General features: G+C 50.4%; 23 protein-coding genes. All 23 read left to right on the plus strand.

Features of this window, described 5'->3' with window-relative positions; genetic code table 11:
* Window positions 1-6 precede the first annotated feature (6 nt).
* Window positions 7-1,899: a polysaccharide biosynthesis protein gene (locus OCV62_RS02545; RefSeq protein WP_262584970.1), complete on the plus strand. Its 1,893-nt coding sequence runs from the start codon at window positions 7-9 to the stop codon at window positions 1,897-1,899.
* On the plus strand, window positions 1,896-2,288 hold the full coding sequence (locus tag OCV62_RS02550; RefSeq protein ID WP_262584971.1) for a VOC family protein: 393 nt from the start codon (window positions 1,896-1,898) through the stop codon (window positions 2,286-2,288). Before OCV62_RS02545 ends, OCV62_RS02550 begins: the two co-directional genes overlap by 4 nt.
* Before the next feature lie 26 nt (window positions 2,289-2,314).
* Window positions 2,315-3,445: a DegT/DnrJ/EryC1/StrS family aminotransferase gene (locus OCV62_RS02555; protein ID WP_262584972.1), complete on the plus strand. Its 1,131-nt coding sequence runs from the start codon at window positions 2,315-2,317 to the stop codon at window positions 3,443-3,445.
* Between the two features lie 9 nt (window positions 3,446-3,454).
* On the plus strand, window positions 3,455-4,096 hold the full coding sequence (locus OCV62_RS02560) for a sugar transferase (RefSeq protein WP_021914976.1): 642 nt from the start codon (window positions 3,455-3,457) through the stop codon (window positions 4,094-4,096).
* Between the two features lie 38 nt (window positions 4,097-4,134).
* Window positions 4,135-5,094, plus strand: coding sequence for an ATP-grasp domain-containing protein (locus tag OCV62_RS02565; RefSeq protein WP_262584974.1), 960 nt, complete (start codon window positions 4,135-4,137; stop codon window positions 5,092-5,094).
* A gap of 28 nt (window positions 5,095-5,122) precedes the next feature.
* Window positions 5,123-6,247 (plus strand): glycosyltransferase family 4 protein, encoded by a 1,125-nt coding sequence (locus OCV62_RS02570; RefSeq protein ID WP_262584976.1) that lies wholly within the window; start codon window positions 5,123-5,125, stop codon window positions 6,245-6,247.
* A 46-nt stretch (window positions 6,248-6,293) separates the two neighbouring features.
* Window positions 6,294-7,610 (plus strand): nucleotide sugar dehydrogenase, encoded by a 1,317-nt coding sequence (locus OCV62_RS02575; protein WP_262585077.1) that lies wholly within the window; start codon window positions 6,294-6,296, stop codon window positions 7,608-7,610.
* Window positions 7,611-7,622: 12 nt separating this feature from the next.
* Window positions 7,623-8,978, plus strand: a complete 1,356-nt coding sequence (locus tag OCV62_RS02580; protein WP_262584978.1) for a hypothetical protein — start codon at window positions 7,623-7,625, stop codon at window positions 8,976-8,978.
* A 254-nt stretch (window positions 8,979-9,232) separates the two neighbouring features.
* Complete coding sequence (locus OCV62_RS02585) at window positions 9,233-10,288, plus strand: SGNH/GDSL hydrolase family protein (protein WP_262584979.1); 1,056 nt, start codon at window positions 9,233-9,235, stop codon at window positions 10,286-10,288.
* Window positions 10,289-10,447: 159 nt separating this feature from the next.
* Window positions 10,448-11,422 carry an SDR family oxidoreductase gene (locus OCV62_RS02590; protein WP_021914982.1) on the plus strand — a complete coding sequence of 325 codons (975 nt, stop codon included), beginning with the start codon at window positions 10,448-10,450 and terminating at the stop codon, window positions 11,420-11,422.
* A gap of 130 nt (window positions 11,423-11,552) precedes the next feature.
* Complete coding sequence (locus OCV62_RS02595; RefSeq protein WP_262584982.1) at window positions 11,553-12,473, plus strand: methionyl-tRNA formyltransferase; 921 nt, start codon at window positions 11,553-11,555, stop codon at window positions 12,471-12,473.
* A 29-nt stretch (window positions 12,474-12,502) separates the two neighbouring features.
* The gene (locus OCV62_RS02600) at window positions 12,503-13,258 is read left to right on the plus strand and encodes a DUF2334 domain-containing protein (protein ID WP_262584984.1); all 756 of its coding nucleotides are present in this window, start codon (window positions 12,503-12,505) and stop codon (window positions 13,256-13,258) included.
* Window positions 13,259-13,314: 56 nt separating this feature from the next.
* Window positions 13,315-14,451, plus strand: a complete 1,137-nt coding sequence (locus OCV62_RS02605) for a glycosyltransferase family 1 protein (RefSeq protein WP_262584985.1) — start codon at window positions 13,315-13,317, stop codon at window positions 14,449-14,451.
* The gene (locus tag OCV62_RS02610) at window positions 14,439-15,611 is read left to right on the plus strand and encodes a glycosyltransferase (RefSeq protein WP_262584986.1); all 1,173 of its coding nucleotides are present in this window, start codon (window positions 14,439-14,441) and stop codon (window positions 15,609-15,611) included. The genes OCV62_RS02605 and OCV62_RS02610 overlap by 13 nt, the downstream gene beginning before the upstream one ends.
* An 80-nt stretch (window positions 15,612-15,691) precedes the next feature.
* Window positions 15,692-16,798: a glycosyltransferase gene (locus OCV62_RS02615; RefSeq protein ID WP_262584988.1), complete on the plus strand. Its 1,107-nt coding sequence runs from the start codon at window positions 15,692-15,694 to the stop codon at window positions 16,796-16,798.
* 11 nt (window positions 16,799-16,809) lie between these two features.
* Window positions 16,810-17,598 carry a polysaccharide deacetylase family protein gene (locus OCV62_RS02620; RefSeq protein WP_262584989.1) on the plus strand — a complete coding sequence of 263 codons (789 nt, stop codon included), beginning with the start codon at window positions 16,810-16,812 and terminating at the stop codon, window positions 17,596-17,598.
* A gap of 6 nt (window positions 17,599-17,604) precedes the next feature.
* On the plus strand, window positions 17,605-19,494 hold the full coding sequence (gene asnB, locus OCV62_RS02625) for an asparagine synthase (glutamine-hydrolyzing) (protein WP_262584990.1): 1,890 nt from the start codon (window positions 17,605-17,607) through the stop codon (window positions 19,492-19,494).
* A gap of 726 nt (window positions 19,495-20,220) precedes the next feature.
* The gene (locus OCV62_RS02630; protein ID WP_262584991.1) at window positions 20,221-21,321 is read left to right on the plus strand and encodes a glycosyltransferase family 4 protein; all 1,101 of its coding nucleotides are present in this window, start codon (window positions 20,221-20,223) and stop codon (window positions 21,319-21,321) included.
* A 24-nt stretch (window positions 21,322-21,345) separates the two neighbouring features.
* A complete protein-coding gene (locus OCV62_RS02635) occupies window positions 21,346-21,507 on the plus strand; it encodes a hypothetical protein (RefSeq protein ID WP_262584992.1) in 162 nt (53 codons plus the stop codon).
* A 21-nt stretch (window positions 21,508-21,528) separates the two neighbouring features.
* On the plus strand, window positions 21,529-21,768 hold the full coding sequence (locus OCV62_RS02640; RefSeq protein ID WP_021914993.1) for an acyl carrier protein: 240 nt from the start codon (window positions 21,529-21,531) through the stop codon (window positions 21,766-21,768).
* A 19-nt stretch (window positions 21,769-21,787) separates the two neighbouring features.
* Complete coding sequence (locus OCV62_RS02645) at window positions 21,788-23,275, plus strand: MBOAT family O-acyltransferase (RefSeq protein WP_262584993.1); 1,488 nt, start codon at window positions 21,788-21,790, stop codon at window positions 23,273-23,275.
* Window positions 23,276-23,353: 78 nt separating this feature from the next.
* Window positions 23,354-24,427, plus strand: coding sequence for an SGNH/GDSL hydrolase family protein (locus tag OCV62_RS02650; RefSeq protein ID WP_262584994.1), 1,074 nt, complete (start codon window positions 23,354-23,356; stop codon window positions 24,425-24,427).
* A 19-nt stretch (window positions 24,428-24,446) separates the two neighbouring features.
* Entirely contained in the window at window positions 24,447-26,330 is a 1,884-nt protein-coding gene (asnB, locus tag OCV62_RS02655; RefSeq protein ID WP_262584995.1) for an asparagine synthase (glutamine-hydrolyzing), read from the plus strand.
* The last annotated feature ends 12 nt before the right edge of the window (window positions 26,331-26,342 follow it).

The raw sequence follows: 26,342 nt of genomic DNA on the forward strand, positions 1-26,342 counted from the left end.
CGATAAATGAGGAAGAAAGAAATGCAAGGCAAAAAGAAAAAACCCTTTAATTATCAGCTGTTTTATCGCAGGACAGCGTTAATTGTATACGATATTATCAGTGTAATCGCCGCCAGCTATCTGGCGATCCTGATCCGGTATGATTTTGACGTGAGTACAGTACCGGCAGCGTTTTTGCTGCCGATCCGCCACTTTTTGCCCATTGGGATTGTTATCGCACTGTTCGTATTTTATCTGTTCCGTCTCTATCACAGCCTGTGGGCATTTGCAGGCGAGACAGAGCTTCAAAACCTTGTGATGGCATGTCTTGTGACGAGTGCGGTCAACGGCGCAGGGATCAACCTGTTCCGAATGGAGGGAAAAGCAGTTCCGGACAGCTATTATTTTCTGTATTTCTTCTTCCTGCTGACCTTTTTGTTTGCCAGCCGTTTTTCCTACCGTTTTTTCCGCAGCCGCAAGCACAAGCTGCAGAACCGCAAAAACAGCATTTCTGTCATGATCATCGGTGCCGGCGAGGCGGGCAATACGATCATCAAAGAAATCGTTTCCAGCAACTTCTCTACAATGGTGATCCGTTGTATTATCGATGACGATAAAAATAAATGGGGACGCTTCATTCAGGGCATCAAGGTGGTCGGAGGCCGCGACAAGATCATAGAGTCCGCAGATTTATACGATATTGATGAAATTTTCCTGGCGATCCCCTCTGCGTCTCCGGCACAGATTAAGGATATCCTGGAAATCTGTAAAGAGACAAACTGCAAGCTGCGCAGCCTTCCCGGACTGTATCAGCTTGTAAACGGCGAAGTCAACGTCAGCAAGCTGCGGGACGTCGAGGTCGAAGACCTGCTGGGCAGGGAACCGATCCGCGTGGATATCGATTCCATTCTGGGATATGTGCAGAATAAGGTTGTGCTCGTTACAGGCGGCGGCGGTTCCATCGGAAGCGAGCTGTGCCGTCAGATTGCCGGTCACAAGCCTGCGCAGCTGATCGTGTTTGATATTTATGAAAACAATGCCTACGACCTGCAGCAGGAATTGAAGGAAAAGTATCCGGAGCTGAATCTGGTGGTTCTGATCGGCAGCGTGCGCAACACGAGCCGGATCAACTATGTGTTTGAAACGTATCATCCCGATATTGTGTACCATGCAGCAGCGCATAAGCATGTGCCGCTGATGGAGGACAGCCCCAACGAGGCGGTCAAAAACAATGTATTCGGCACCTGGAAAACCGCTATGGCGGCGGCACAGAACCACACGAAAAAATTCGTCATGATTTCGACAGACAAGGCGGTGAACCCGACGAATATCATGGGTGCGAGCAAGCGAATCTGTGAGATGATCGTGCAGACGTTCAACCGCCATTATGAGACGGAGTTTGTAGCAGTTCGTTTCGGCAATGTGCTCGGCTCCAACGGAAGTGTTATTCCGCTGTTTAAAAAACAGATTGCGGCAGGAGGTCCGGTAACAGTTACGCATCCCGACATCATCCGGTATTTCATGACCATTCCGGAGGCAGTGTCTCTGGTGCTGCAGGCGGGCGCCTATGCAAAGGGCGGAGAAATTTTCGTTCTGGATATGGGCGAGCCGGTCAAAATCCTGGATCTTGCAAAGAACCTGATCCGTCTGTCCGGTTATCGTGTCGGTGAAGATATCAAAATCGTCTTTACCGGTCTGCGCCCGGGAGAGAAGCTTTATGAAGAGCTTCTGATGAAGGAAGAAGGACTGCAGGATACGGACAATAAGCTGATTCATATCGGCAGACCGATCGAGCTGGACGAGCGGCTGTTCTTTCAGCAGTTAAAGCAGCTGGAAGAGGCATCTAAAGAAGAAAATAAAGATATCCGGCCGCTGATTCATGAGGTTGTGCCGACGTATCATTATCAGGAGAAGCGATGAACATACATCATATTGGGTATCTGGTCAAAAAAGGTCCGAAAGCACAGGCGGCATTTGAAGCGCTTGGATATATTGCAGAGGGCGAATGGACGCATGACGAAATCCGCAAGGTGGACATCCTGTTTTTGCAAAAGGACGGCTACCGGATCGAACTGGTGAGTCCGTATGCGCCGGATTCCGTGGTTTCCGGGCTGATCAGGACCTACAAAAATGCCCCCTATCATCTTTGCTACGAAGCAGAGAATTTTGAAAAAGAGCTGGCAGAGCTGGAAGGAAACGGCTACATCCGAATCGACGAGCCGACGCCTGCTCCGGCCATCGGCGGACGCAGAGTAGTATTTCTCATGCACTCGGCGGCAGGTATGCTGGAGCTTTTGGAAGAAAAGTAAGCTTGAAATAAGAAAGAGGTAACGAGATGGAAAGAAAACGGATTTATCTGTCCTCCCCCACAATGCACGGAGAAGAGCAGGCCTTTGTACAGAGTGCATTTGATACGAACTGGGTAGCGCCCCTTGGTCCCAACGTGGATGCCTTTGAAAAGGAGATGGCAGACTATATTGGCGGCGGTTATGCGGCGGCTCTGTCTGCAGGAACCGCAGCGATCCATCTGGCAGTGATCCTGGCGGGCGTAAAAGAAGGGGATGTTGTGTTTGCACAGTCCCTGACGTTTGCTGCAAGCGTAAATCCTGCCTGCTATGAAAAGGCAAAGCCTGTCTTTATCGATTCAGAACCCGACACCTGGAATATGGATCCTGTCGCTTTGGAAAAAGCCTTTGAAAAATATCCGCATCCGGCAGCTGTCATCGCTGTGCATCTGTACGGAACACCTTTCAAAATCGACCGCATCCGCGACATCTGCAAAAAGCATCAGGTTCCGCTGATCGAGGATGCTGCGGAAGCGCTGGGGAGCTCCTTCCAGGGTCAGAAGCTTGGTACCTTTGGGGATTATGGCATTCTTTCTTTTAACGGCAACAAAATCATCACCTCCTCCGGCGGCGGTATGCTGCTGTGCAGCGATGAAGCAAAGATTAAGCGCGCCCGTTTTCTGGCAACCCAGGCAAGGGATCCCGCCCGCTATTATCAGCATTCCACCATCGGCTATAACTACCGGATGTCTAACGTGGTAGCCGGAATCGGAAGAGGACAGCTGTTACACCTGGAAGAGCATAAAGCAAGGAAAAATGAGATTTACAGACAGTATAAAGAGGCATTTGCGGATATCGAAGCGATCACGATGAATCCGATGAATCCAGACGGAGACGCAAACAACTGGTTGTCCTGCATGACGATCGCACCGGACTGCAGCGTGACGCCCGATCAGGTGATGGATGTCCTGGCAGAGTACAATATCGAGACGCGCCCCATCTGGAAGCCAATGCATTTACAGCCTGTTTTTGCAGACTGCGATTTCATTCAGGTTAAGGAAGGCAGGAGCGTTTCGGAGGATATTTTCAATCGCGGTGTCTGCCTGCCCAGCGATATCAAAAATACACCGGAGGATATGGAGCTGATTATCTCCCTTATCCGTAAGGTATTTGAAAAATAGGAAAAGAATATGTATGCAAAGTATATGAAACGGCTGCTGGATATCCTGCTGTCGCTGACGATCCTCATAGTGCTGAGCCCACTTCTTCTGGTGCTGTGTATTCTGGTGCGCAGCAAGCTGGGCAGTCCGATTTTCTTTAAGCAGGAGCGCCCGGGACTGCATGAGAAAATTTTCACAATGTATAAATTCCGCACGATGACGGACAAACGCGACGCCGAGGGAAATCTTCTGCCGGATAAGGACAGGCTTACCAAATTCGGAAAGCTTCTGCGGGCAACGAGTCTGGACGAGCTGCCGGAGTTTTTCAACATTTTAAAAGGGGACATGAGCTTTATCGGTCCGCGTCCGCTCCTGGTTTCGTATCTGCCGTATTATACGGAAACAGAGGCTCTGCGCCATACAGTGCGTCCCGGTCTGACAGGTCTTGCACAGGTGTCGGGACGAAATTTTCTGGACTGGGACAGACGGCTTGCGAAGGACGTGGAGTATGTAAAGGGACTTTCCTTCCAAATGGATTTGAAGGTTTTATTTTTGACCGTCAAGGTAGTCTTCGACCGCTCGGACGTCGCAGAGGATACCAGCCAGGCGGAGGGCAATTTTGCCAGGATCAGGCAGGAGCGGCTTGACAGAACCGGAAGGCTGGAGGCCTGAAGAAGACAGAGCATAATCTGCTCGGAAAGAGGATTCGTATGATCAATATCCTGATTTTAAGCGCCGGCACGAGAGACAAGGTCGTGCAGTATTTTAAAGAAGCCCTTGCCGGAAAAGGAAAGGTAATCGCAACGGACTGCAGCCCCTACGCACCCGCCATTTATGAGGCGGACGAATATGTGCTGGTGCCCAGGATCACAGAGCCCGGTTATCTGGACAAAATTCTTGAGATCTGCCGGGAAAAACAGATCACGGGCGTACTTTCCCTGATCGACCCGGAGCTGTCTCTTCTTGCAGACAATAAGGAGCGTTTTCTGGAGGTCGGAACCGTGCCGATCGTGCCGGACGCAAAGCAGGTGGATATCTGCTTCCATAAATATGCGATGTATGAAGCCTGCAAAGCACTCGGCTTTGCGACGGGACGCTGCTTTCTGGATCGGAAGGAATTCTATCATGCGGTGGAAAACGGCGAGCTGACCTATCCGGTTTTTGTCAAGCCGGAAAGCGGAAGCGCGAGTCTGGACATTCATATGGCTCAGGATCAGGAGACAGTGGAATTTCTCTGCGGCCGTGAGGACGGACTGATGATTCAGGAGTTCATGAACGGACAGGAATACGGTGCAGACGTCTACATCGACATGCTCAGCGGCGAAGTAGTTTCTATTTTCGTTAAGAAAAAGTTGAAAATGCGTGCAGGAGAAACCGATAAGGCGGAATCCTTCCAGGAGGAAAAGCTGTTCGCCCTGATTACAGATTTTGTAAAGAAAATGGGCTTTCGCGGTATTATCGATATCGATCTGTTTGAAATCGACGGAAACTGGTACATTTCCGAGGTTAATCCGAGATTTGGCGGTGGTTATCCCCATGCATGGGCCTGCGGCGTGCGCGTACCGGAAATGATTGTCAGAAATCTGGAAGGACAGACAAATGTTCCGGAAATCGGAAATTATCCGGTTGGGAAGATCATGATGAAATACAATGAGATTATGGTTCGCTGACAAAGAGCTGCAGCAGAAACGAGGAAGGATGAAACAAAGCGTACTGGTGCTTGGAAACAGCGATTCCGGGCTGTATGATTTCCGAAAAGAAGTGCTGATGGCGCTGATGCAGGAGGGCTATGAGGTCCATGTGTCGGTGCCGGATACCGGGTATTTGGAAAAAATCAAAAAACTGGGCTGTATCTGTCATGAGACGGTGATGGAGCGCCGCGGTATGAATCCGTTGAAGGACGGAAAGCTGCTTTTGTTTTACAGAAAGCTGTTAAAGACCATCCATCCGGCGGCGGTGCTGACCTATACGATTAAACCGAATATTTATGGCGGTGTGGCGTGTCGGCTTGCAAAGGTACCTTATCTGGTCAACATTACAGGCCTTGGAACGACACTGGAGCATGATGGACCGTTACAAAAGCTGATCGTTTTACTGTATCGGACAGGAATGTCCGGCGCGGGCTGCGTCTTTTTCCAGAATGAGCAGAATCTGGCATTCATGCGGCAGAAGGGCTGTCTGAAAAAAAGGACGAAAACCCGGGTGATCTCCGGCTCCGGTGTCAACCTGGAGGAGCATCCGCCGATGCCCTATCCGAAGGAAGATACCGTCCGTTTTGTATCGGTTATGCGGATCATGAAGGATAAGGGAATCGAGGAGCTGCTGGAAGCGGCAAGACGGATCCATGAAAAGCATCCGGAAACGGTATTCGAGCTGCTGGGCGCCTACGAGGAAGAAACGCGGGCACGCTATGAGCCGATGATTGAGGACTTGCAATCCAAAGGGATTGTGCGTTATTATGGTTACCGGGACGATATGCCGGAGTTTTATCGGCATTGTCAGGCGGTAATCCATCCGTCCTATCACGAGGGCATGTCGAATGTCCTGCAGGAGGCGGCAGCGACCGCAAGACCAGTGATTGCCAGCGATATAAACGGTTGCCGGGAGATTTTTGAAAACGGTGTTTCGGGGCTTGCATTTTTACCCCAGAATGCAGACAGCCTGACAGAGACCATCGAGAGATTCCTTTTGCTGGCTCCGGAGGAACGGGCCGAAATGGGACGTCAGGCGAGAGCCTATGTGGAGGCGCATTTTGACCGCAGACAGGTCGTAACAGAGTATCTCGAAACGCTGGGGAGCCTGATTGGGGCAACCAGATGTTAAAAAAGAAAAACCATATAGAAAAGCGCAGGAAAGCGAGGATATGAAAATGGATTTATATGAAAAGATTTTGGCAGGCGAGGAAAAACTGTCGCTGGTAGGTCTTGGTTATGTGGGCATGCCGATCGCAGTCGCATTCGCCAGAAAGATCAAGGTAATCGGCTACGACTTAAACGCAGAAAAGATCAAACTGTATCAGTCCGGCATTGATCCGACCAACGAGGTTGGAGATGATGTGATCCGCCAGACGGAAGTGGAGTTCACTGCAGATGAGACAAAGCTGCGGGAAGCAAAATTCCATATCGTAGCAGTTCCTACTCCTGTAAACGATGACCATACGCCGGATCTGACCCCGGTAGAGGGCGCAAGCAGGATTCTGGGACGGAACCTGACAAAGGGCAGCGTTGTCGTATTCGAGTCTACCGTATATCCGGGCGTAACCGAAGAGGTATGCGTGCCGATTCTGGAAAAGGAATCCGGACTGGTATGCGGTAAGGATTTCAAGATCGGTTATTCTCCTGAACGGATCAACCCCGGCGACAAGGTACACCGTCTGGAAACCATCACAAAGATCGTTTCCGGTATGGATGAGGAAACGCTGGATACTGTTGCAAAGGTTTATGAGCTGGTTGTAGAAGCCGGTGTATACCGTGCAGAATCTATTCAGGTCGCAGAGGCTGCAAAGGTAATCGAGAACAGCCAGAGAGATATCAATATTGCGTTCATGAATGAACTTTCTATTATCTTTAACAAGATGGGCATCGACACGCAGAGCGTATTAAAGGCAGCAGGAACCAAATGGAATTTCCTGAAATTTTATCCCGGTCTGGTGGGCGGACACTGCATCGGTGTTGATCCGTATTATCTGACCTACCGTGCAGAGCAGATGGGCTATCATTCCCAGATCATTCTGTCCGGCCGCCGCATCAACGACGACATGGGCAAATATGTCGCAGAAAACATTGTGAAAAACCTGATTCGCGCAGATATCGCGGTCAAGCATGCGAAGGTTGCGATCCTTGGCTTTACCTTCAAGGAGAACTGCCCGGATACCAGAAATACAAAGGTTATCGATATTGTAAAAGAGCTGCGTGAGTACGGCATCGAGCCGGTGCTGGTGGATCAGACCGCAGACCGCGCAGAGGCGAAGCGTCTCTATGGAGTAGAGCTGCAGGATATGAGTGCTGTAAAAGATGTGGACGCGCTGGTTATTGCCGTATGCCATAAGGAATTTGAAGGACTGAATCAGGCAGCGATTGAAAGCTTCTTTAATCCGACAAACGGCAAAAAAGTACTTGTAGATGTTAAGGGCATCTTAAATCGCAAGGAATGGACACGTGATGACTGCCTGTACTGGAGATTATAATCAGAGGTGTAAATGATCCGAAAATGGAAAAAATTCCCGTTTTCCTGGCTGCTTCCGGTGCTGTTTTTTGCAGCACTGTGGCTGCTTGGAACAACGGGGATCTATAATGACAGCAACCAGTATATTGCGATGCACATTCACCGGGAGCCGCTGTACTCTTTCTTTTTGTGGATTTTCCGCAGCCTGTTTGGGGAGACAAAGTATCTTGATATTGTGAGATTTCTGCAGAACGGACTGGCGGCGTTTTCCGTGATCTGGCTGGCGGAGAGCCTGAAAAAACGATTTGATTTCGGACAGTGGATGGAAGCGCTGGTGTGCCTGATCTTACTGGCGCCCCACATTATCACACCGGTGTTTTCTGCGAGTGGATTGGTTTTGTCGAACGGCGTCATCAGCGAAGCGCTGGGACTGCCGCTGTTTTATCTGTTTACGGCGCAGTGCATGAAGATGGTGTATACAAGACAGCGGGGAGCAGCTTTATCCTCCCTGCTGTTATCCTTATTTTTGTCTCTGGTACGCGGACAGATGATGTTCACGATCCTGCTCTGGCTGGTGTTTGCAGGGGCCGTCGTGATCGTAGAAAAAAAGAAACTGGCGAAACGCCTGTTGATTTGTGTCGTGTGCACTGCGCTGGCGTTTGGCACAAGGACGCTTCTCGTAAAAAGCTACAACCTTGTTTTTAACGGATATTTTATCAATAATACGTTTGGAAGCGTCGGACTGCTCGCAAACATTTTATATGCGGCGGACGAAGAGGATGCCGAAAGGATTGCCGATCAGGACGCAAGAGTTATGTTTGAGCTTTCCTATCGCCTTGCAAAAGAACAGGGTGCGACGTATCAGGATGCGCCGGAGGGCTTTTTCAACCGGGCAGCGCATTTGGAAAAATGGCATGACGCGATCAAGTTTGAAATGATCGAAGAGCCCTGGAGACAGCTGCATGACAGAGAGGGCTTTATAGACTACATTCCTGAGAATGTGGAATCCGACCGGATTGCGGCAACCATCGGGAAATCCTTACTTCCTGCAGTTCTGGGCAGATGGCTGTATGACTATCTGGCGCTCGCCTGCTACGGACTGATCCGGTCCATCGCAGTCGTACACCCGCTGCTAAACTGGTATGCGCTGACGGCATACCTCGCCTATATCGTGCTGGTTGCCCTTGCATGGAGGAAAAATCACAATTCCAACGCGGTTTGGCTGGCGGCATTTTCCCTGCTGGCTGTGTTAGCAAACGTATTTGCTACCTCCATGATCATCATGTGCCTTTCCCGCTATGTGATCTATGGACTGCCGCTGTTTTATGTCAGCGGACTGATGCTTTTGTACGAACTGGCGGGTGGAAAAACCGCGCATCGACTGCCGTAAGTTCACCCGCGCCATTCGCAAAATCGCAGCTGCGCTGCTTTCCGCTGCTGCGCAGCTCACTTTTGCTCATACCACGGCGCTCCCTCTGCAGCTTTCCGCAAGCAGATTTTCATGCGAGCATGAAATCTGCTCACAGAAAACCGCAGGTGAACTTAAACATTGATTAAGATTCTATGAAGTCCGTTGCAGATTGGCTGCAAAGGGGATATACTGAAGCTGTCTTAATGGAAACAGGCATGAGGAGGAATGAATGTATGAAACGGTTATCAAAAGTATCATGCGGTCTGCTTCTGACAGCATCCCTGCTGATTGGATCAATGCTTTCAGGATGCGGGCAGACGACAGATTATACAGCAGAGATCAGGGAATATCAGAACAAGCTGGAATCCCTTGCGGCGGAGAATGAAGAATTAAAGGCGCAGCTGGGCATTACCGAGACCCAGAGCACAGAAGAGAACCAGACTGCTGCAGAGACAGAAAATCAGTCTCAGGAGATGGTGTCTGAAAACCAGACGACGGAAACCGACGTCCAACAGGCGGAGAATACGGATAACTCCGGGGACGAAATGAAGATCCTGGTGCTTGGAGACAGCATTTGGGGCAATTATCGGGATGATACCGGTGTGTCCGCACGCCTTGCAGCATGTCTTGCTCAAGAAGGAAAAAATGCGACGGTCTATAACGGTGCCATCGGCGGCACCCGCGCAACCATCAGCCCGGACGATAATGAATACCAGTTTGGTCCTGCCAGTGACTGCTCCCTGGGAAAGATGGTTTCTATTCTGCGAGGAGATACGGATGTGGAGATGCTGCAGGGAAAAGCAGCCTATGACGATATCAAGGCAGTAATGGATGTTAAGGATCAGATCGATGTGGTAATTTTGTCCTATGGTATGAATGACTTCTTGGCACAGGCTCCGATCAACAACTCGGACAGACCCTGGACGGGCTTTGGAACGGCGTTAAACAGCGGGGTACTGGAAATAAAGGGAATCTTCCCCCAGGCACAGATTTTGATCATATCTCCCAACTATGCGTCCTATTTTCCGATCCCGGTTAAAAATATGGGAGAAAAGGCACTCTACAATTATGCGAGCATTGCCTGTGACGTTGCAGTTGGTCAGGGAACGCTGTGCGTGGATGCTTACGACAATCTCGGAGTGGATGCCTATAATGCAGATGAATATCTGGAAGACGGCATTCATTTAAATGAAAAAGGAAGAAGCCTGTATGCGAAAACCATCGCATCCTGCCTGCTCTACGGAACAGCGGGTCAGATCTCGGGCAACAATATCGCTTCCTTCAACTGATTGGATCGGATATCAGGGACAGAAGGACAAAAATACTTCCGGATCATGGCGCAATCCGCGGATCGTTTATCCGAAACAATAGAATGCATGCTCTGCGAGCATTCTATTGTCATGAATAAAATACAGTGCCGCGGCTGCGGCAGAAATGAGAGGAAATCCATGGGATATAAGGATTTGAAATTTGACAAGGACAGTGTATTTCTGGTAACAGGCGGCGCCGGTTTTATCGGTTCCAACCTGTGCGAGGCGATCTTGAACCTCGGTTATAAGGTAAGATGTCTGGACGACCTTTCCACAGGCAATCCGAAGCATGTGGAGATGTTTGAAGGTAATCCGAACTATACCTTTATCAAAGGCGACATCAAAGATCTGGATACCTGTATGAAAGCCTGCGAGGGTGTGGATTATGTGCTGAATCAGGCGGCATGGGGCAGCGTTCCCAGAAGCATCGAAATGCCGATTTTCTATGCGCAGAATAACATCGTCGGCACGCTGAACATGATGGAAGCAGCGAGACAGAACGGCGTAAAGAAGTTTGTATACGCGTCCAGCTCTTCCGTATACGGCGATCATCCCGGACTTCCCAAAAAAGAGGGCATTGAAGGCCATGTTCTTTCCCCTTACGCCCTGACCAAGAAGACAGACGAGGAATTCGGTCGTCTTTATAAGACGCTGTATGGTCTGGATACTTACGGCATGCGTTATTTCAACGTATTTGGACGCCGTCAGAACCCGGAAGGCATGTATGCCGCTGTTATTCCGAAGTTTTTGAAGCTGCTGTTAAAGGATGAAGCGCCGACCATCAACGGAGACGGCCGTCAGTCCAGAGACTTTACTTATATCGACAACGTCATCGAAGCGAACTTAAAAGCCTGCCTGGCTCCGAGCGAAGCAGCAGGAGAAGCGTTCAACATCGGTTCCGGCGGCAGAGTATATCTGATCGATTTATATTATGAACTCTGCGAAGCCCTGGGCAAAAAGATTGAGCCGGTCTTTGGTCCTGCCAGAAAGGGAGATATCCGGGATTCCAACGCGGATATCAGCAAAGCAAGAGAGCTGCTTGGCTACGATCCGGATTATGATTTTGAAAAGGGAATCCGCCTTGCCATTGACTGGTATAAAGAAAATCTGTAAAATAAAAGAACGAAAAGCCGTCCAATTGGTTTGGACGGCTTTTTAACGAATAGGCTTGCCTATTCGTTAAAAAGCCACCATACGACGCGCGCTGCAGGCAAGGATTGCGCAAAACAGGAGGTATTAGTTTATGCATTATCGAGTTGTTGTATTCGGTGTAAAAGATACAACTGCGGAGATCGTCCGCTTTGTTCAGGAGAAGCTTTGTCCGGTGGATCTGGTTGTGACGATTCATCCCGATGTGCTTTCGGGCAATCAGGTGTCCGGCTATGAGGGACTTTCCTGGTTGGAGGACAAGTACGGGATTCCGGTTTACGAAACACATTCTTACGGTTTAAAGGATGAGGAGACGACGAAATTTTTCGCGGAAAATACCTTCGAGCTGGGGATTTCCATGGGCTGGCAGAGATTGCTTCCCGGCTTCGTGCTTTCCAGATTTTCGGAGGGTGTATTCGGTTTCCACGGGAACTGTGCATATCTGCCCTTTGGGCGGGGACGCTCGCCGCTTAACTGGTCGATCATTCTCGGAGATACGCGTTTTAATCTGAACCTGTTCCAGTACGATGAAAAAGCGGACAGCCCGAATGTTTTTGCAAGCGAGATGTGCGCCATCACTCCTCATGATACCGTGCGTACGATGCAGTATAAAAATATGCTGGTCAGCAAGCGTCTGATCGCTAAGCTGATCGCGGCACATCAGGCGGGAACCGTCAGCGTACACCGGGAGTCTAGAGATTTCGACAGCTGGTACAATAAGCGGACGGCGGCGGACGGAAAGCTGGATTTCCATGATCGTACCCGGAATCTGTATAACCTGATCCGGGGCGTGACAAGACCGTTCCCGGGAGCATTTTGCTTCTGCAACGGCGAAAAGATCACGGTATGGAGCGCACATCCCTTTGATGAGATGTTAGACTTCTCGATGTATGCACCAGGGGAGATCATCGACATTTTTGACAAAAAGCTGATCGTACGGACGCTGGATGGCTCTCTTTTAGTCGAAGACTATGAGTCGGAAATAGAGCTGGAGCCGGGAATGATCCTGGAATAAAGCTGTGCAGCAGCGAAAAGGAAAAGAGTATGAAAATCGCATTTCGAATGGATGATATTACACCGGATATGGACTGGAAAAGCTTTGAAGCCTTTGAACAACTGTTTGAACGCTATGGCTGCTATCCGCTGTTGGGCATTGTACCGGACAATCTTGATCCGAAGCTGTCGGTGGATCCGGCACGGGAAGCGTTCTGGAAAAAAATGCAGGAGCTGCAGGAAAAAGGCTGGACCCTTTCCATGCACGGCTGCCATCATGTGTATACAACAAAAAGAGGCGGGAGCTTCCCGTTGAATGCCCAGTCGGAGTTTGCGGGGAAAAGCTATGAGGAGCAGTACCAGCTTCTGGAAAGCGGACAGAAAAAGCTCTTGGATCGCGGCATCGAGACGAAGCTGTTCATGGCGCCGGGCCATACCTTTGACAAAACGACACTGCGTGCGCTCAAAGCGCTCGGGTTTACCCATGTGACGGACGGGTTTGGAGATTTGCCGTATGTGCGCAGTGAAATGACTTTTTTACCGATTGCCTTTTTGCGGAAATACGCATTTTCTGATCGGGAGGGAATGACGACGATCGTTATTCATGCCAACCATTCCACGGTAGCGGAGCTGAAAGCCTACGAAGAGATGATTGACGCAAACAGGGAAAACATTGTGCCGTATTCCGATTTTTTTAAGCTGGAAGCAAAGCCACAGTGCATGACAGCGCGTATCCGGGAATATGTGCTGGCGTTCGGAAAAGGGCTTGCCGCGCGGCTTGGCCGATTAAAGAACCAGCACGCATAAGCGGATGGAAAGGCATCGGCGTGCAAATTAGAAAAAGAAAAAGGAACCAGAAGCGTATGAAAGAACCGATTCGGGTATTACAGGTGCTGGGAACAACGGGACTCGGCGGGGCAGAAAGCCGGGTTATGGATTTATACCGGAATATCGACCGTGAGAGGGTGCAGTTTGATTTTGCAGTGCACACCTCAAAAAAAGGATATTTTGACGAAGAGATTGAAGCGCTTGGCGGACACATTTACCGACTGCCGCGGTTTCAGGTCTATAACTGGATCCCGTATCGGACAGCGTGGCGCAGCTTTTTTAAAGAACATCCCGGGTATGCCTGTGTGCACGGGCATATGACGAGTACTGCGTCGATTTATCTGCCGGAAGCGAAGCGTGCGAAAATCGCCCTGACGGCAGCCCATGCCAGAAGCGCGGGTACAGAAGGCGGCATCAAAGGGATGATGACGAAGTGGATGCGTAAAAATCTCTGGAAAAAAACGGACGTCTGCCTGGCGTGCTCCAAGCTTGCCGGAAAAGCAGTTTTCGGGGAAAAGGCGTGGGCGCAGGGAGCTGTCCATGTGGTGCCGAATGCGATCGAAGTGGATAAGTTTTCCTATAACGACCAGATGCGTGCACAGATGCGGCAAAAACTGGAGTTGGGCAATTGTCTGACAGTCGGGCATGTGGGGCGTTTTAATGAGATGAAAAACCACCTGTTTTTGCTGGAGGTTTTTGCACAGATCAAAAAGAGCCGTCCGGATGCGCAGCTGATTTTGCTCGGCGAGGGCGGATGCATGGAACCTGCAAAGCAGAAGGCGGCAGAGCTTGGAATTACAGAAAGCGTTCAGTTCCTCGGAAATCAGGGAAATCCGCAGGATTATTATCAGGCGATGGATCTGTTTATTTTCCCTTCTCTGTATGAGGGACTGCCCGGAACGGTGCTGGAAGCGCAGGCTGCAGGGCTTCCGTGTCTGATGTCGGATACGATTACACAGGAGGTTGCCCTGACAGAGCTGGTGGAGTCCAAAAGCTTAAAGGATTCTGCAGAGAGCTGGGCACAGGCAGCCCTTGCGCTTTTGGAACGCCAGAAAGAGCGGTTCAGCCGCATGCCGGAAATCCGCAAAGCCGGATTTGATGCAAAGGAACAGGCAAAAGAGCTGGAAGCTTTTTATCGTACCGGGAAAGGAGACGGCTTATGGAACAGGTAAAACCAAGGCTCCTTCTGGTTGTACCCATGCTGCATCAGGGTGGCTTCGAGCGGGTCTGCGTGCGGACAGCGCGGATTCTGAGGAATGATTTTGAAGTGACGATCGCCATGTTTTCGGATGCAGATATTGCATATGATATAAGCGGACTTTCTGTTGTAAACCTGGATGTTCCGGCACAGGACGGGAAGCTGAAAAAAATGGTCAATGTCGTAAAAAGAACGGTAAGGCTTCGGAAGCTAAAGAAAAAGCTGCGTCCTGATCTGACCTACAGCTTTGGCCCGACAGCGAACCTGATTAACGTCCTGACACCGGTGCGGGGGCAGATCTGGACGGGAATCCGCAGCTATATGGATATGGACAACCCATCGAAGTTAAAGCTGTTTGCAAAGCGCTCCGATCAGGTGATCTGCTGTTCGGAGGTGATTGCTCATGAGTTAAAGGAAAAACTGGGAATCGAAAATACAGAGGTGTTGTACAATCCTTACGATGGCAGTCAGATCGCAGAAAATGCAGCAAAAAAAACTGAGGACATGCCCGATTTTACCGGGAAAAAGGTGATCGTCAGCATGGGGCGTGAGGATGACTGCAAGGAATTCTGGCATCTGATCAAATGCCTGTATTTGATCCGGGAAAAAGTGCCGGAGGCGATGCTGTGTATCATCGGGGACGGTTCTTTTTCAGAATATAAAGAACTGGCAGAAAAGCTGGGAATTGCTGACCGGGTCTGCTTTGCGGGACTTCAGAAGAATCCATTTCCATGGCTGTCAGCGGGCAGTCTTTATGTTGGAACCTCCAGCATGGAGGGCTTTCCAAACGCGTTGGTTGAGGCGATGAGCTGCAGGCTCCCTGCTGTTTTTTCCAACTGTATGAGCGGTCCCGCAGAGATTCTGTCCGACCGGTTTGAGGACGTCGTTGGAAAACAGGAAGTGCTTCGGGAACGTTACGGGATTCTGATTCCGGTGATGGACGATCAGAAAAATCTGGATCCAAACGAAATTACAGAGGAAGAAAAACAACTGGCGGCTCTTCTGGAAGAGCTGCTGACAGAGGAAGCGAAGCTGCAGGAGCTTTCCAGATGTGCAAAGGAGCGCGCAGATCAGTTTGACGACAGGGCATACCGGGACAAAATCCTGCAGATTGCAGGGCTTTCCAAAATGTGATACACTACGGGGACACTGACAAAATGAGAATCCTGCAGAGCAGGATTCTGTTTCATGAGAAAAACAGGAGAAACATTCCGATGCAGAAAATTGCATTTCATTTAAACAGCCTGCAGCAGGGCGGGGCGGAGCGCGTGGTGAGTAATCTGGCGAACCGTTTTGCAAAGGAGGGCTATGAGGTTGTCATTGCGACAGAATGGTACGGAACGGACGAATTTGCACTGGATCAGAAAGTCCGCAGAGTTCATGTCGGACTGACGAAAGAAGACGAAAACCGCAGCAGGATCAGCAAGATGCTGCGCCGTATCTGGTATCTGCGCCGTTTTATGAAAAAAGAAAAGCCGGACGTCGTCGTTGCCTTTACCCGGGGCGTATTGTACCGTGCGCTGGCGGCAGGAATCGGGACGGGTATCCCGGTCGTGATTTCCGTGCGTACCGATCCGGTGGGACACTATGATAAAAAAGCGGACAAGCTTCGGATCCCGCTTCTGTTTCCTCATGCGGCGGGCTGCGTGTTCCAGACAGAGGGCGCAAAAGCCTTTTTTGCACCGTATTTACAGGAAAATTCCAGAATTATTTTAAATCCGCTGAATCCGAAATACGTTGGTGTTCCGGAGCCGGCTGTACGGACAAAGGATGTTGTTCAGTCTGGCCGTCTGGTAGACTTTAAGAATCAGCCGATGCTGATCCGGGCTTTTTTGAAGGTTCATGAAAAGCATCCGGATTATGCACTCAAAATTTACGGACCGGATTCCAAGGACGGTACAAAGGAGATTCTGGAATCCATTATTCATGAAAATCATGCGGAGGATTTTGTAAAGCTGATGGGCGGCAGCAATACGCTGGAAAAGGATCTGGCAGACGCTGCGCTGTACGCTTTTTCCTCTGACTGGGAAGGACTGCCCAATGCGCTGATGGAAGCGATGGCACTGGGACTTCCGGTGGTTTCTACAGACTGTCCCTGCGGCGGTCCAAAAACCCTGATCGAAGATGGGGTAAATGGTCTGCTTGTACCGATCATGGATGAAAAGGCGATGACAGACGGCATCCTGCGCCTCATTGAGGACAGAGAGCTTGCAGAGCGGCTCGGCAGAGAGGCGCGCAAGATCAGTGAAAGAGCCAACGAGGATGCGGTATTTGAGCAGTGGCAGACGTATCTGCAGGAATGCTGCAAAAAGAACAGATAAGACTGCAGACAATGGAGGTAAGGACAATGTTTTCCTACGAAGATTATAAAGAAATTATCAGAATCATTCAGTCTACCGGTAATCAGGCAGGGTACGAAGAGGCACTTACGGCAGATAAATTTGTCATCATGCGCCATGATGTGGAGTACAGCGTGGATCGTGCCTATGCACTGGCAAAGGTGGAGAGCAGCATGGATTTTACGTCGACCTTCTTTTTCCAGTGGACGAACAATTCCTATAATATTTTATCCAGACGCAATCAGGATCTGATCAAGGACATGCATGAACGCGGCCATGTGATCGGACTGCACTATGCGTTAAACGGTCTGACCGACATGCAGGAGGTTCGCCATCAGATCAAAAAGGAAATGGATATCCTTTCTGAAATGTTCGGTTTTCCGATTACACAGTTTTCTGTACACCGTCCGTCTCCGGATGTGCTGCGCGAAAACATCAAGCTGCCGGGAATCCTGAATGCATACCAGGACGAGTTTTTCACCTTTGCAGAAAAAGTGACCGACCAGACGCCCCTGAAGGTAAAATATATGTCCGACGCCAACCATATCTGGCGCTACGGCTATCCTGATGAAGCCAATATCACCGGCTATGACAAGGTGCAGATTCTGACGCATCCCTTTGCATGGAGCAAGAAGGGCTACGATAACCGGGACAACTATGCGGTGCTGATCCAGGAAAAATATAACGAAATGATCGACAGCATCAACAACGAGTGCAAGGATTTCTGCGAATTTAAGGATGAATTTCTGGAGGCATCTCTGATTCCCGAAAGGAACAGGTAAAGCATTATGTGCGGAATCAGCGGATTTATCAGCAAAAGGCGGATTACGCTGGAGGATCTGACCGCGATGAACGATACGATGTACCACCGCGGGCCAAACGACTCTGGAGCGGAAATTTATGATGCGGCAGGCGGATATGCGGTTGGCTTTGCACAGCGTCGGCTTTCCATCATGGATCTTTCCCCACTGGGGCATCAGCCGATGCACGCGGCGGATAAACGGGTCAGCGTCGTTTTTAACGGAGAAATCTACAATTTCCAGGAGCTGAAAAAAGAGCTTTCCGGGTATCCGTTCCGCTCCCAGTGTGATACGGAGGTCATTCTGGCTGCCTATGAAAAATGGGGCATCGACTGCGTTTCCCGCTTTAACGGAATGTTTGCGATCGCCCTGTATGACCGGGATGCGCAGGAAGTATATCTTGTGCGGGACCGCATCGGCAAGAAGCCTCTCTATTACTGGGAGGACGGGGAAAATCTGGTCTTTGCCTCAGAGTTAAAGCCGATCCTGGCGTGCCCGGGCTTTGATCGGAAGCTGAATCCGGATATTTTACCGGTCTTTTTGTACCAGCAGTATATCCCGGAGCCGGATACGATATTTGAACAGGTAAAAAAGCTGTGCCCGGGAACCATTCTCCGTTTTCGCCTGCAGCCTGACAATGGGCAGAAGAAAAGAGAGTGCTTTTCCTATTGGAGTATCAAAGAAAGCTACCAAAAAGGAATCGCGGATCCGGTCACAGATTTTTCTCAGGCAAAGGCAGAGCTAAAGGCAATTTTACAGAAATCCGTGAAGAGCCGGATGGAGGCGGACGTCCCGCTGGGTACTTTTTTAAGCGGCGGCTACGATTCCTCCCTGATGACAGCCATGGCACAGGAGGCAAGCGAGGCTCCGGTCAAAACCTTTTCCATTGGCTTTGAAGAAAAGCAGTACGACGAATCCGGTTATGCATCGGCGGTGGCAAAGCATCTTGGCACGCAGCATACAGAAGAAATCATCAGTGAAAAACAGATGCTGGAGCTGGTGGAGAGCATTCCGCAGTATTTTGATGAACCCATGGCAGATTCTTCGGAAATCCCGACGATGCTCGTATCGGCGCTCGCCAGAAAACAGGTGACGGTCGCACTCTCCGGCGATGGCGGCGATGAATTTTTCTGCGGCTACCAGATGTACCAGAAACTCGGACAGGCGCAGAAGCTCGACGCAGCGGGCGCTTTGGTTTACGGTATTTCCCAGCTGCCCGGACTCAAACAGGCAAACCTGCTGGGACGTTTACCATTTTCCGTAAGGACAATTGCACAAAACCGGGATAAACGTTATAAAACGCAGTTATGTTCGGATAAATATTTAGCCTGTATGAAAAACCTGACTGGAACGGATCAGGTGCGCTTTGACCGTGAGCTGGATTATAAGGTGAAAAACTGGCAGATCCGCCGGATGCTTCTGGACATGGACACCTACCTGCCGGGGGATATTCTCTGCAAGGTGGATCGCGCTTCCATGAAATATTCGCTGGAAGCCAGATGCCCGATCCTGGATCAGAGGGTGATGGAATACTCCTTCCGGCTGCCCCATTCCTTTAAGGATCACAACGGCTGCCAGAAATATATTTTAAAAGAGATCGCTTACGACTATATTCCGCGGGAATTACTGGATCGTAAAAAGACAGGGTTTTCTGTCCCGCTGGACAAATGGCTGAGAGGACCACTCAAGAATAAGCTGACCGACTACGCGTCACCAGCTTTCCTGAAACAACAGGGGCTGTTTAACGCAGATGCAACCGCGAAGCTAATTACAGACTGGCTCGGCGCCGGGGACGGCGGAGCCTACACCGGAAGCAATTACTCCCGGATCATCTGGGCGTTCTTCATCTTCCAGCAATGGGCAGAACGCTATTTGTAGGTGTGAGTCTGCCGCCCGGCAGCAACAGCGCCGTCCCAGCCCGCCCGGCAGCAACAGTGCCGTCCGCAGGACGTTATGCGAAGCCAATGCCTGCAGTACGCGCTCTCGCTCAGTAAAAACGAAGCGGTGCATAATGCTGCAAAAGACGCAGCATAAACACCGTCGTTTTTAAATGGTCCTGCACGGCATATGGCTTTGCACTCCGCCCAACGGGCGTCACTGTACCTGCCGGGCTGAGATATTGACTGCCGAAAAGTAGGTCTATGCTATACCGGCGGGACAGAGCCAACCGGCATAGAGGAAAACATCCGAAATGCCGAGCATCCGCCCAACGGGCGATCGCGAGGCTTTCACAAACCAAACGGTTTGAAAGAAACTACGCATTTGCCAAAAGGAAGCTTTATCCCCGCTCCCCAAACGCGCCTTACGGCGCATTCGGGGAGCGGGGCATCACGCACGAGAACACACCTTTCTTCCGCAGAGTCCTGTCCATCCAGGCGCAATGCTGCGAAGCAGCGAGCGGTCTGCATCCCTTTGCAAAGATCGGCAGACCGTCTCAAAACGCCGGCGCTTAGGCTGCGTCTTTTGCAGCCTTATGCGACCGCTGCGTTTTGAACCGAGCGAAAGCGAGTCTGCCGACTGCAAAGGGATGCAGACCGCTCGATGACTCGCAGACATGCGCCGGATGGACAATGGACTGCGGAAGAAAGTCTTTAGGAGGAAATTATGGGCAGTGTTGCATTTTATATCGGCTCCCTGAAAAAAGGAGGCGCCGAGCGCGTTTTTGTCAACCTTGCGACCTACTTTCTGGAGCAGGGCTGCAATGTGACGATGGTAACGCAGTACAAAAAAGAAAATGAATACGAGCTGCCTGCAGGGATACGCCGCGTGATCTCCGACCTGACGCCGGAGGAAGAGGGCGGTCGGATCGCGAACCTGTTTCGACGCTACCGGAAGCTGCGCAGGATCTTCAGAGAAATCCATGCGGATGTCGTGCTGTCTACGATTGGAAAAAATAATTTTATGGCACTTTTGGCGAATGCTTTTTTGCCGACGAAGGTTGTGGTTTCCGTTGTGGCGGAGCCTACGGAGGAGTATCCGACGAAGGGGATGCGTCTGTTTGCAAAAACACTGTTTTACGCGGCAGACGGAATCGTGATGCAGACGGCGGATGCAGTGCGTTTTTTTCAACCGTCGCTGCAGAAAAAATGCGTGATTCTGAAAAATTCCCTGAATCCGGCATTTGTTCGGCCACGGTATGAGGACGACCGCCCTCAGGATATTGTTGCAGTCGGACGGATGGACGAAAATAAAAACCAGAGAATGGCAATCCGGGCATTTTGTAAAATTGCAGAGCGATTCCCGGACGCGCGCCTGATTCTGTACGGAGACGGACCGCTGCGCAGAGAGCTGACAGAAGAGGTCAGAAGCCTTGACATGTCAGAGCGGATTTTGCTGCCGGGCAGAATCACGGATGTCCCGGAAAAACTGGAAAAGGCTTATGCGTTTGTGCTGACCTCCTTTACGGAGGGAATGCCCAACACCCTGATCGAAGCGATGTCGCTGGGCACAGCCTGTATTTCGACGGACTGCCCCTGCGGCGGTCCAAAGGATCTGATCCGTGATGGAGAAAACGGATTTTTAGTACCCGTGGACGATTCGGATGCGCTGGCAGACAGACTGACAAGACTTTTGGAAAATCCTGATCTGATGCAGCAAATGGGAAAAAATGCAGCGAAGCTTCAGGCAGAATACCTTCCGGAAAAGGTCAACCAGGAGTGGGCAGACTACTTTCAGAAAGTCGCCGGAAAAAAGAAACTGGTATAATACATGGGGACATGCTATAATGTAATGAGCACAAAAGAAAAACAAGCGACGCCGAAGGCGGCATTTGTTTTTCTCGTGCCATTAGCGAACGAGCAGCCTGCGAAGCAGGCGGGGAAGCGCGCCAGCGCGGGCTCGAGAGTGAACGAGAGTACGAAAGAAAAACAAGCGACGCAGAAAGGAATCTGATCAGACAGATAGGGTTTATAAATGAGCAGAGAAGAAGTTTTTGAACGTTTAAACGAAGTATTCCGGGATGTATTTGACGAGGAAGACATTACGGTTGACGAAGGCACGACTGCAGAGGATATCGACGGCTGGGACTCCCTGGAGCATATCAACCTGATGGCGGCTGTAGAGAGCGAGTTTGGCATCAAGTTTTCCATGGGACAGATCGTAACGATGAAAAATGTAGGCGAAATGGCAGATATCATTCTGCAGAAGGTCTGAAACCGGGAGCTGGTGAAGGATGAGTATTACTTCCTTTTACTTCCTGTGTCTGTTTGCACTTGCACTGCTGTTGTATTATCTGGTTCCGAAAAAGGTGCAGTGGCCGCTTTTGCTGCTTCTGAGCATCGGATACTTTTTGACATCGGCAGAGGTGCGTGACAGCCATGCGTGGTATTTGATTCTGTACCCGATGGCAGCTGTAGGAGCTGTCTGGGGCGCAGCTATTTTGATAGACAGGACAAAAGAGCAGAAGAAAAAACTGGCTGCTCTTATTTGTGCTGTCCTTTTTTGTGTCGGTCTGTTGTGCACGCTGAAATTCTTCCATCTGGGGCTGCTGGCGCCCATGGGAATTTCGTTCTACACGCTGACCCTTCTGGGATATCTGTTCGATGTCTATTATGAAATCGGACCGGTACAGCGCAACTATGGAAAGCTGCTGCTGTTTTGCTGCTACTTCCCGACGATGATTTCCGGCCCGATCATGAAATACAGCGACATGGAAAAACAGATGTATACCGGACACAAGCTGGATTACCGGAATGTGACGTTCGGCATGCAGCGGATGATCCTGGGATTTTTCAAAAAACTGGTCATTTCCGAGCGGACGGCGATCCTGGCAAATGAAATTTTTAACAACTATGAAAAGTACAGCGGCGTTTCGATCTGGGTGGGTGCGGCAGCCTTTACGATGCAGCTTTACACCGATTTCGATGGTTGTATGGATATTGTGCTGGGTATCTCCGAGTGCTTCGGTATCCGGCTGCCGGAAAACTTTTCTGCGCCGTTTTTATCGAGAAGCATCGAGGAATACTGGAGAAGATGGCATATCAGCCTGGGCGACTGGCTGAAAAACTATCTGTTTTATCCGCTGCTTCGGACGAAGTTTTTCATGAATCTTCCCAAGAAGCTGAAAGGAAAACTCGGCAAAAAAGGCGCGAAGCAGGCGACGACGTTTCTCGCCATGCTGATTTTGTGGTTTACCATCGGATACTGGCACGGCGGCGCGTGGACGTTTATCATCGGCTGCGGTCTGCTGCACTGGTTTTATATCGTTTCCGGCAAGCTGATGGAGCCGCTGTTTGTAAAGTGGAGAGCCTTTTTTCATATCGAAAAGGATAAGAAAGGATTTATCCTGTTTCAGCGCGTGCGCACCTTTTTCCTTGTCATGATCGGACTTGTCTTTTTCAGAAGCGCGACGGTTCCGGATGCCCTTCGGGTGCTTGGACGGGGCGTATCGGGGGTTGGACTGCAGCTGTTTAGAGACGGCGTGTTGTCGGGCCTGGGACTGGATTGGACAGAGCTGATGATTCTGGCGGTTTCGATTCTGTTCTCTGCATGGGTTACGATCCATAACCAGAAAGAGGATATGCGCGTTACCCTGGAGAAAAAGCCGATCTGGCTGCGCTGGATCGCACTGTATGCGCTGCTGTTTTATGTGATTTTGCTGGGAAAATACGGACCGGGTTACAGCGCGTCCGAATTTATTTATCAGAATTTCAAGGTGTGATACGACTGACCGGACCGTCAGACGTGTCCGGCGGGACTGCATACGCAGCGCAGGCTCGTATGCAAAGTGGAGATTACAATGACAAAAAAACAGGCACTGAAAGCGGTTGTTTTTCTGGCCGTTTTCCTTTGGCTTCTGGTGACGGTGACCTACATCATCCGGACAAACGGGGATGTAAAGGACCGTTTTACCGGATTTTATGCGGAAAAAGAAAATACGATTGATGCGATCCTGGTGGGCTCGAGCCCGGTGTATCCTTATTACAGCGCGCCTGCGCTCTACGGGAAAAGCGGCATTGCAGCGTATCCGCTCTCGACAAATAACCAGCGCCCCAAAGCGATCAAATATTTGCTCAAAGAGGCGCAAAAAACCCAGGATCCGTCGCTGTTTATCATTGAGATGCGGATGTTTTCCATGCCGGACGAGGAATGGGAGGATACGATGATATTCACGCGCGGGGTGACAGATAACCTGAAATATTCAAAAAACCGTGTGGATGCAATCAATACGCTCGTCAGCGACAGGAGCGAACGCTACACCTACTATTTTGATATTTTCAAATATCATTCCAACTGGAAAACGTTTTTTTTGCCGGATCAGCTGGCGTGCTGGCGCTATGAAAAGAAAAATCTGTTAAAGGGTCTGGAAATCAAAACGGGAGTGGGCCCGGTGGACTGGACGGATTATTCTGATGTGACAGAAAAAATGGAGCCTGCCAAAGAGCAGTTAGTGGTTTTGGATGATCTGCTTTCCTATATCGATTCGACCGGCAAGGACGCGCTGTTTATCCTGTCGCCGTATGGGATGGAAAAAGAGGCGCGGATGAAGTTCAACGACCTGACAGAACGGATTGAAGCCGCTGGCTATCCGGTATTGGATTTCAATCAGCATATTGATGAGATTGGGCTGGATTTTTCGACGGATTTTTATGATTACGGCGGACATGTAAACGCCCTCGGCGAAGGAAAGTGCACGGAGTTTTTGCGACAGTATCTGGACAGTCATTACGAGCTGCCGGACAGACGCAGCGTGCAGGGATACGAAAGCTGGGACAGCGCCTGGAAGCTGTATCAGCAGAAGCAGAGCGAGGCAGAGGCAAGCTGCCGAAAGGATATCGAAGAAGAAAACTGGGCACCGGAGGTCGCAGACTGAAAGAAAGGAGGCTGTCCCGATGTGCGGAATTGCAGGATTTTGCAACCGTCAGAAAACCTGGCGGGAGGATATGGAACGGATGAAAGAGCAGCTGATAAGCCGCGGACCTGATGCAGAGGGCAGCTGGTGTAACGACAGTCAGGACGTGACGTTGGGACATCGGAGACTTTCCATTCTGGATCTGTCGCCGGGCGGTGCACAGCCCATGGTTTCCCATAGCGGACGGTTTGTGATTTCCTACAATGGCGAAATCTATAACTGCCGGGAGGTAGAAAAAAAGCTGCGCAGGGAAGGACTTTTGGGAGCGCTGCATGGAAGCTCGGATACGGAGATTTTACTCGAAGCTCTGGAAGCCTATGGCGTAAAAGAGGGGATCTGTCTGTGCAAGGGTATGTTTGCCATCGCACTTTATGACAGGAAAGAAGAACAGCTCTGGCTGTTGCGGGACAGAGTTGGGGAAAAACCGCTGTATTATGGGCTGGTGAACGGGAGCTTTGTGTTTGCCTCCGAGCTGACGGCCATCGCAGCGCTGCCTGATTTCTGCGGGAAAATAAATAAAGACGTGCTGGATTTGTATTTGATCCACGGATATATTCCGGCACCGTATTCGATTTATGAGGGTATTTATAAGCTAGAGCCGGGAAAAATCCTGCGTCTGGAAAAGCCCTATCGGGACTGGAGGATCGAAACCTACTGGTCAATGGCAGAAACTGCAAAAAAAGGACAGGAGCAGCCCTTTACCGGAAGCAGGCAGGAAGCATCGGAAGAGCTGGAACGGCTTTTAACGGAGAGCATCCGCGGTCAGATGATGGCAGACGTGCCGCTGGGAGCATTTTTGTCAGCAGGAATCGACAGCTCTACTGTCGTTTCCCTGATGCAGTCGATTTCTGACCGGAAGGTTAAAACCTTCACAATTGGGATGGAGGATGCCGCCTACAATGAAGCGGAGGCTGCTGCTGCCATCGCTGCGCATCTGGGGACAGAGCATACGCAGCTGACTATTACGGAGCAGGATGCAAAAGCAGTTCTGCCCAAATTGAGCCACATGTTTGGGGAACCCTTTGCAGATTCCTCCCAGATCCCGACCTATCTGGTCAGCAAGCTGACGCGGGAGCATGTGACGGTTTCCTTGAGCGGCGATGGCGGGGATGAGCTGTTTTGCGGATACGGAACCTATCAGTCGATCACGAACGCGTGGAATAAAATCCGGAAAATTCCGCAGCCTGTGCGCAGTGCGGCAGGATATTTTCTGACGGACGGACCATTTTCCAAAAAGGAAACGAACCAGATCCGGGGCATGTTATTATCGGCGCATAATGCAGAAGAGCTGTATGCGCGCTCTGATCTTTCCGAGCCGTTTCTTGGAAAGATTGCAAAAGAAAGAGGAAGCGCGAGGAGCATTTTTGAAACCTACGAAAGCGGATACCTGGCGGATGTGCAGCACAATCTGATGCTGATGGATCTGCTGATGTACCATCCGGATGATATTCTGGTAAAGGTGGATCGGACGGCAATGGCAGTCTCACTGGAAAGCCGTGTGCCGATGCTGGACAAGGACGTTGTGGAGTTTGCATGGAGTTTGCCGGTGTGGATGAAATGGGAAAACGGCAGAGGCAAGCTTGTATTGCGGGACGTTTTGTACCGCCATGTGCCCAGGGAGCTGATGGAACGTCCGAAAAAGGGGTTTTCGATCCCGATCCAGAAATGGTTAAAGGAGCCGGAGCTCTACGCCTGGGCAGAGAGTCTGTTAAAGGAGGATAAAATCCGTCGGGAAGGTTATTTTGACCCGGAAATGGTGACGCGGCTGTGGAAGGATTTTACACAGCGTGGAATCTGGCGTAAGCAGATCTGGCACATTCTGCGGTTTGAGGACTGGCTGGAGCAGGAATATAGGAAACCGTAAGGCAGGGAACTG

Origin of the sequence: Gallintestinimicrobium propionicum (assembly GCF_025567525.1) — a bacterium.
Classification (GTDB): Bacteria; Bacillota; Clostridia; order Lachnospirales; family Lachnospiraceae; genus Gallintestinimicrobium; species Gallintestinimicrobium propionicum.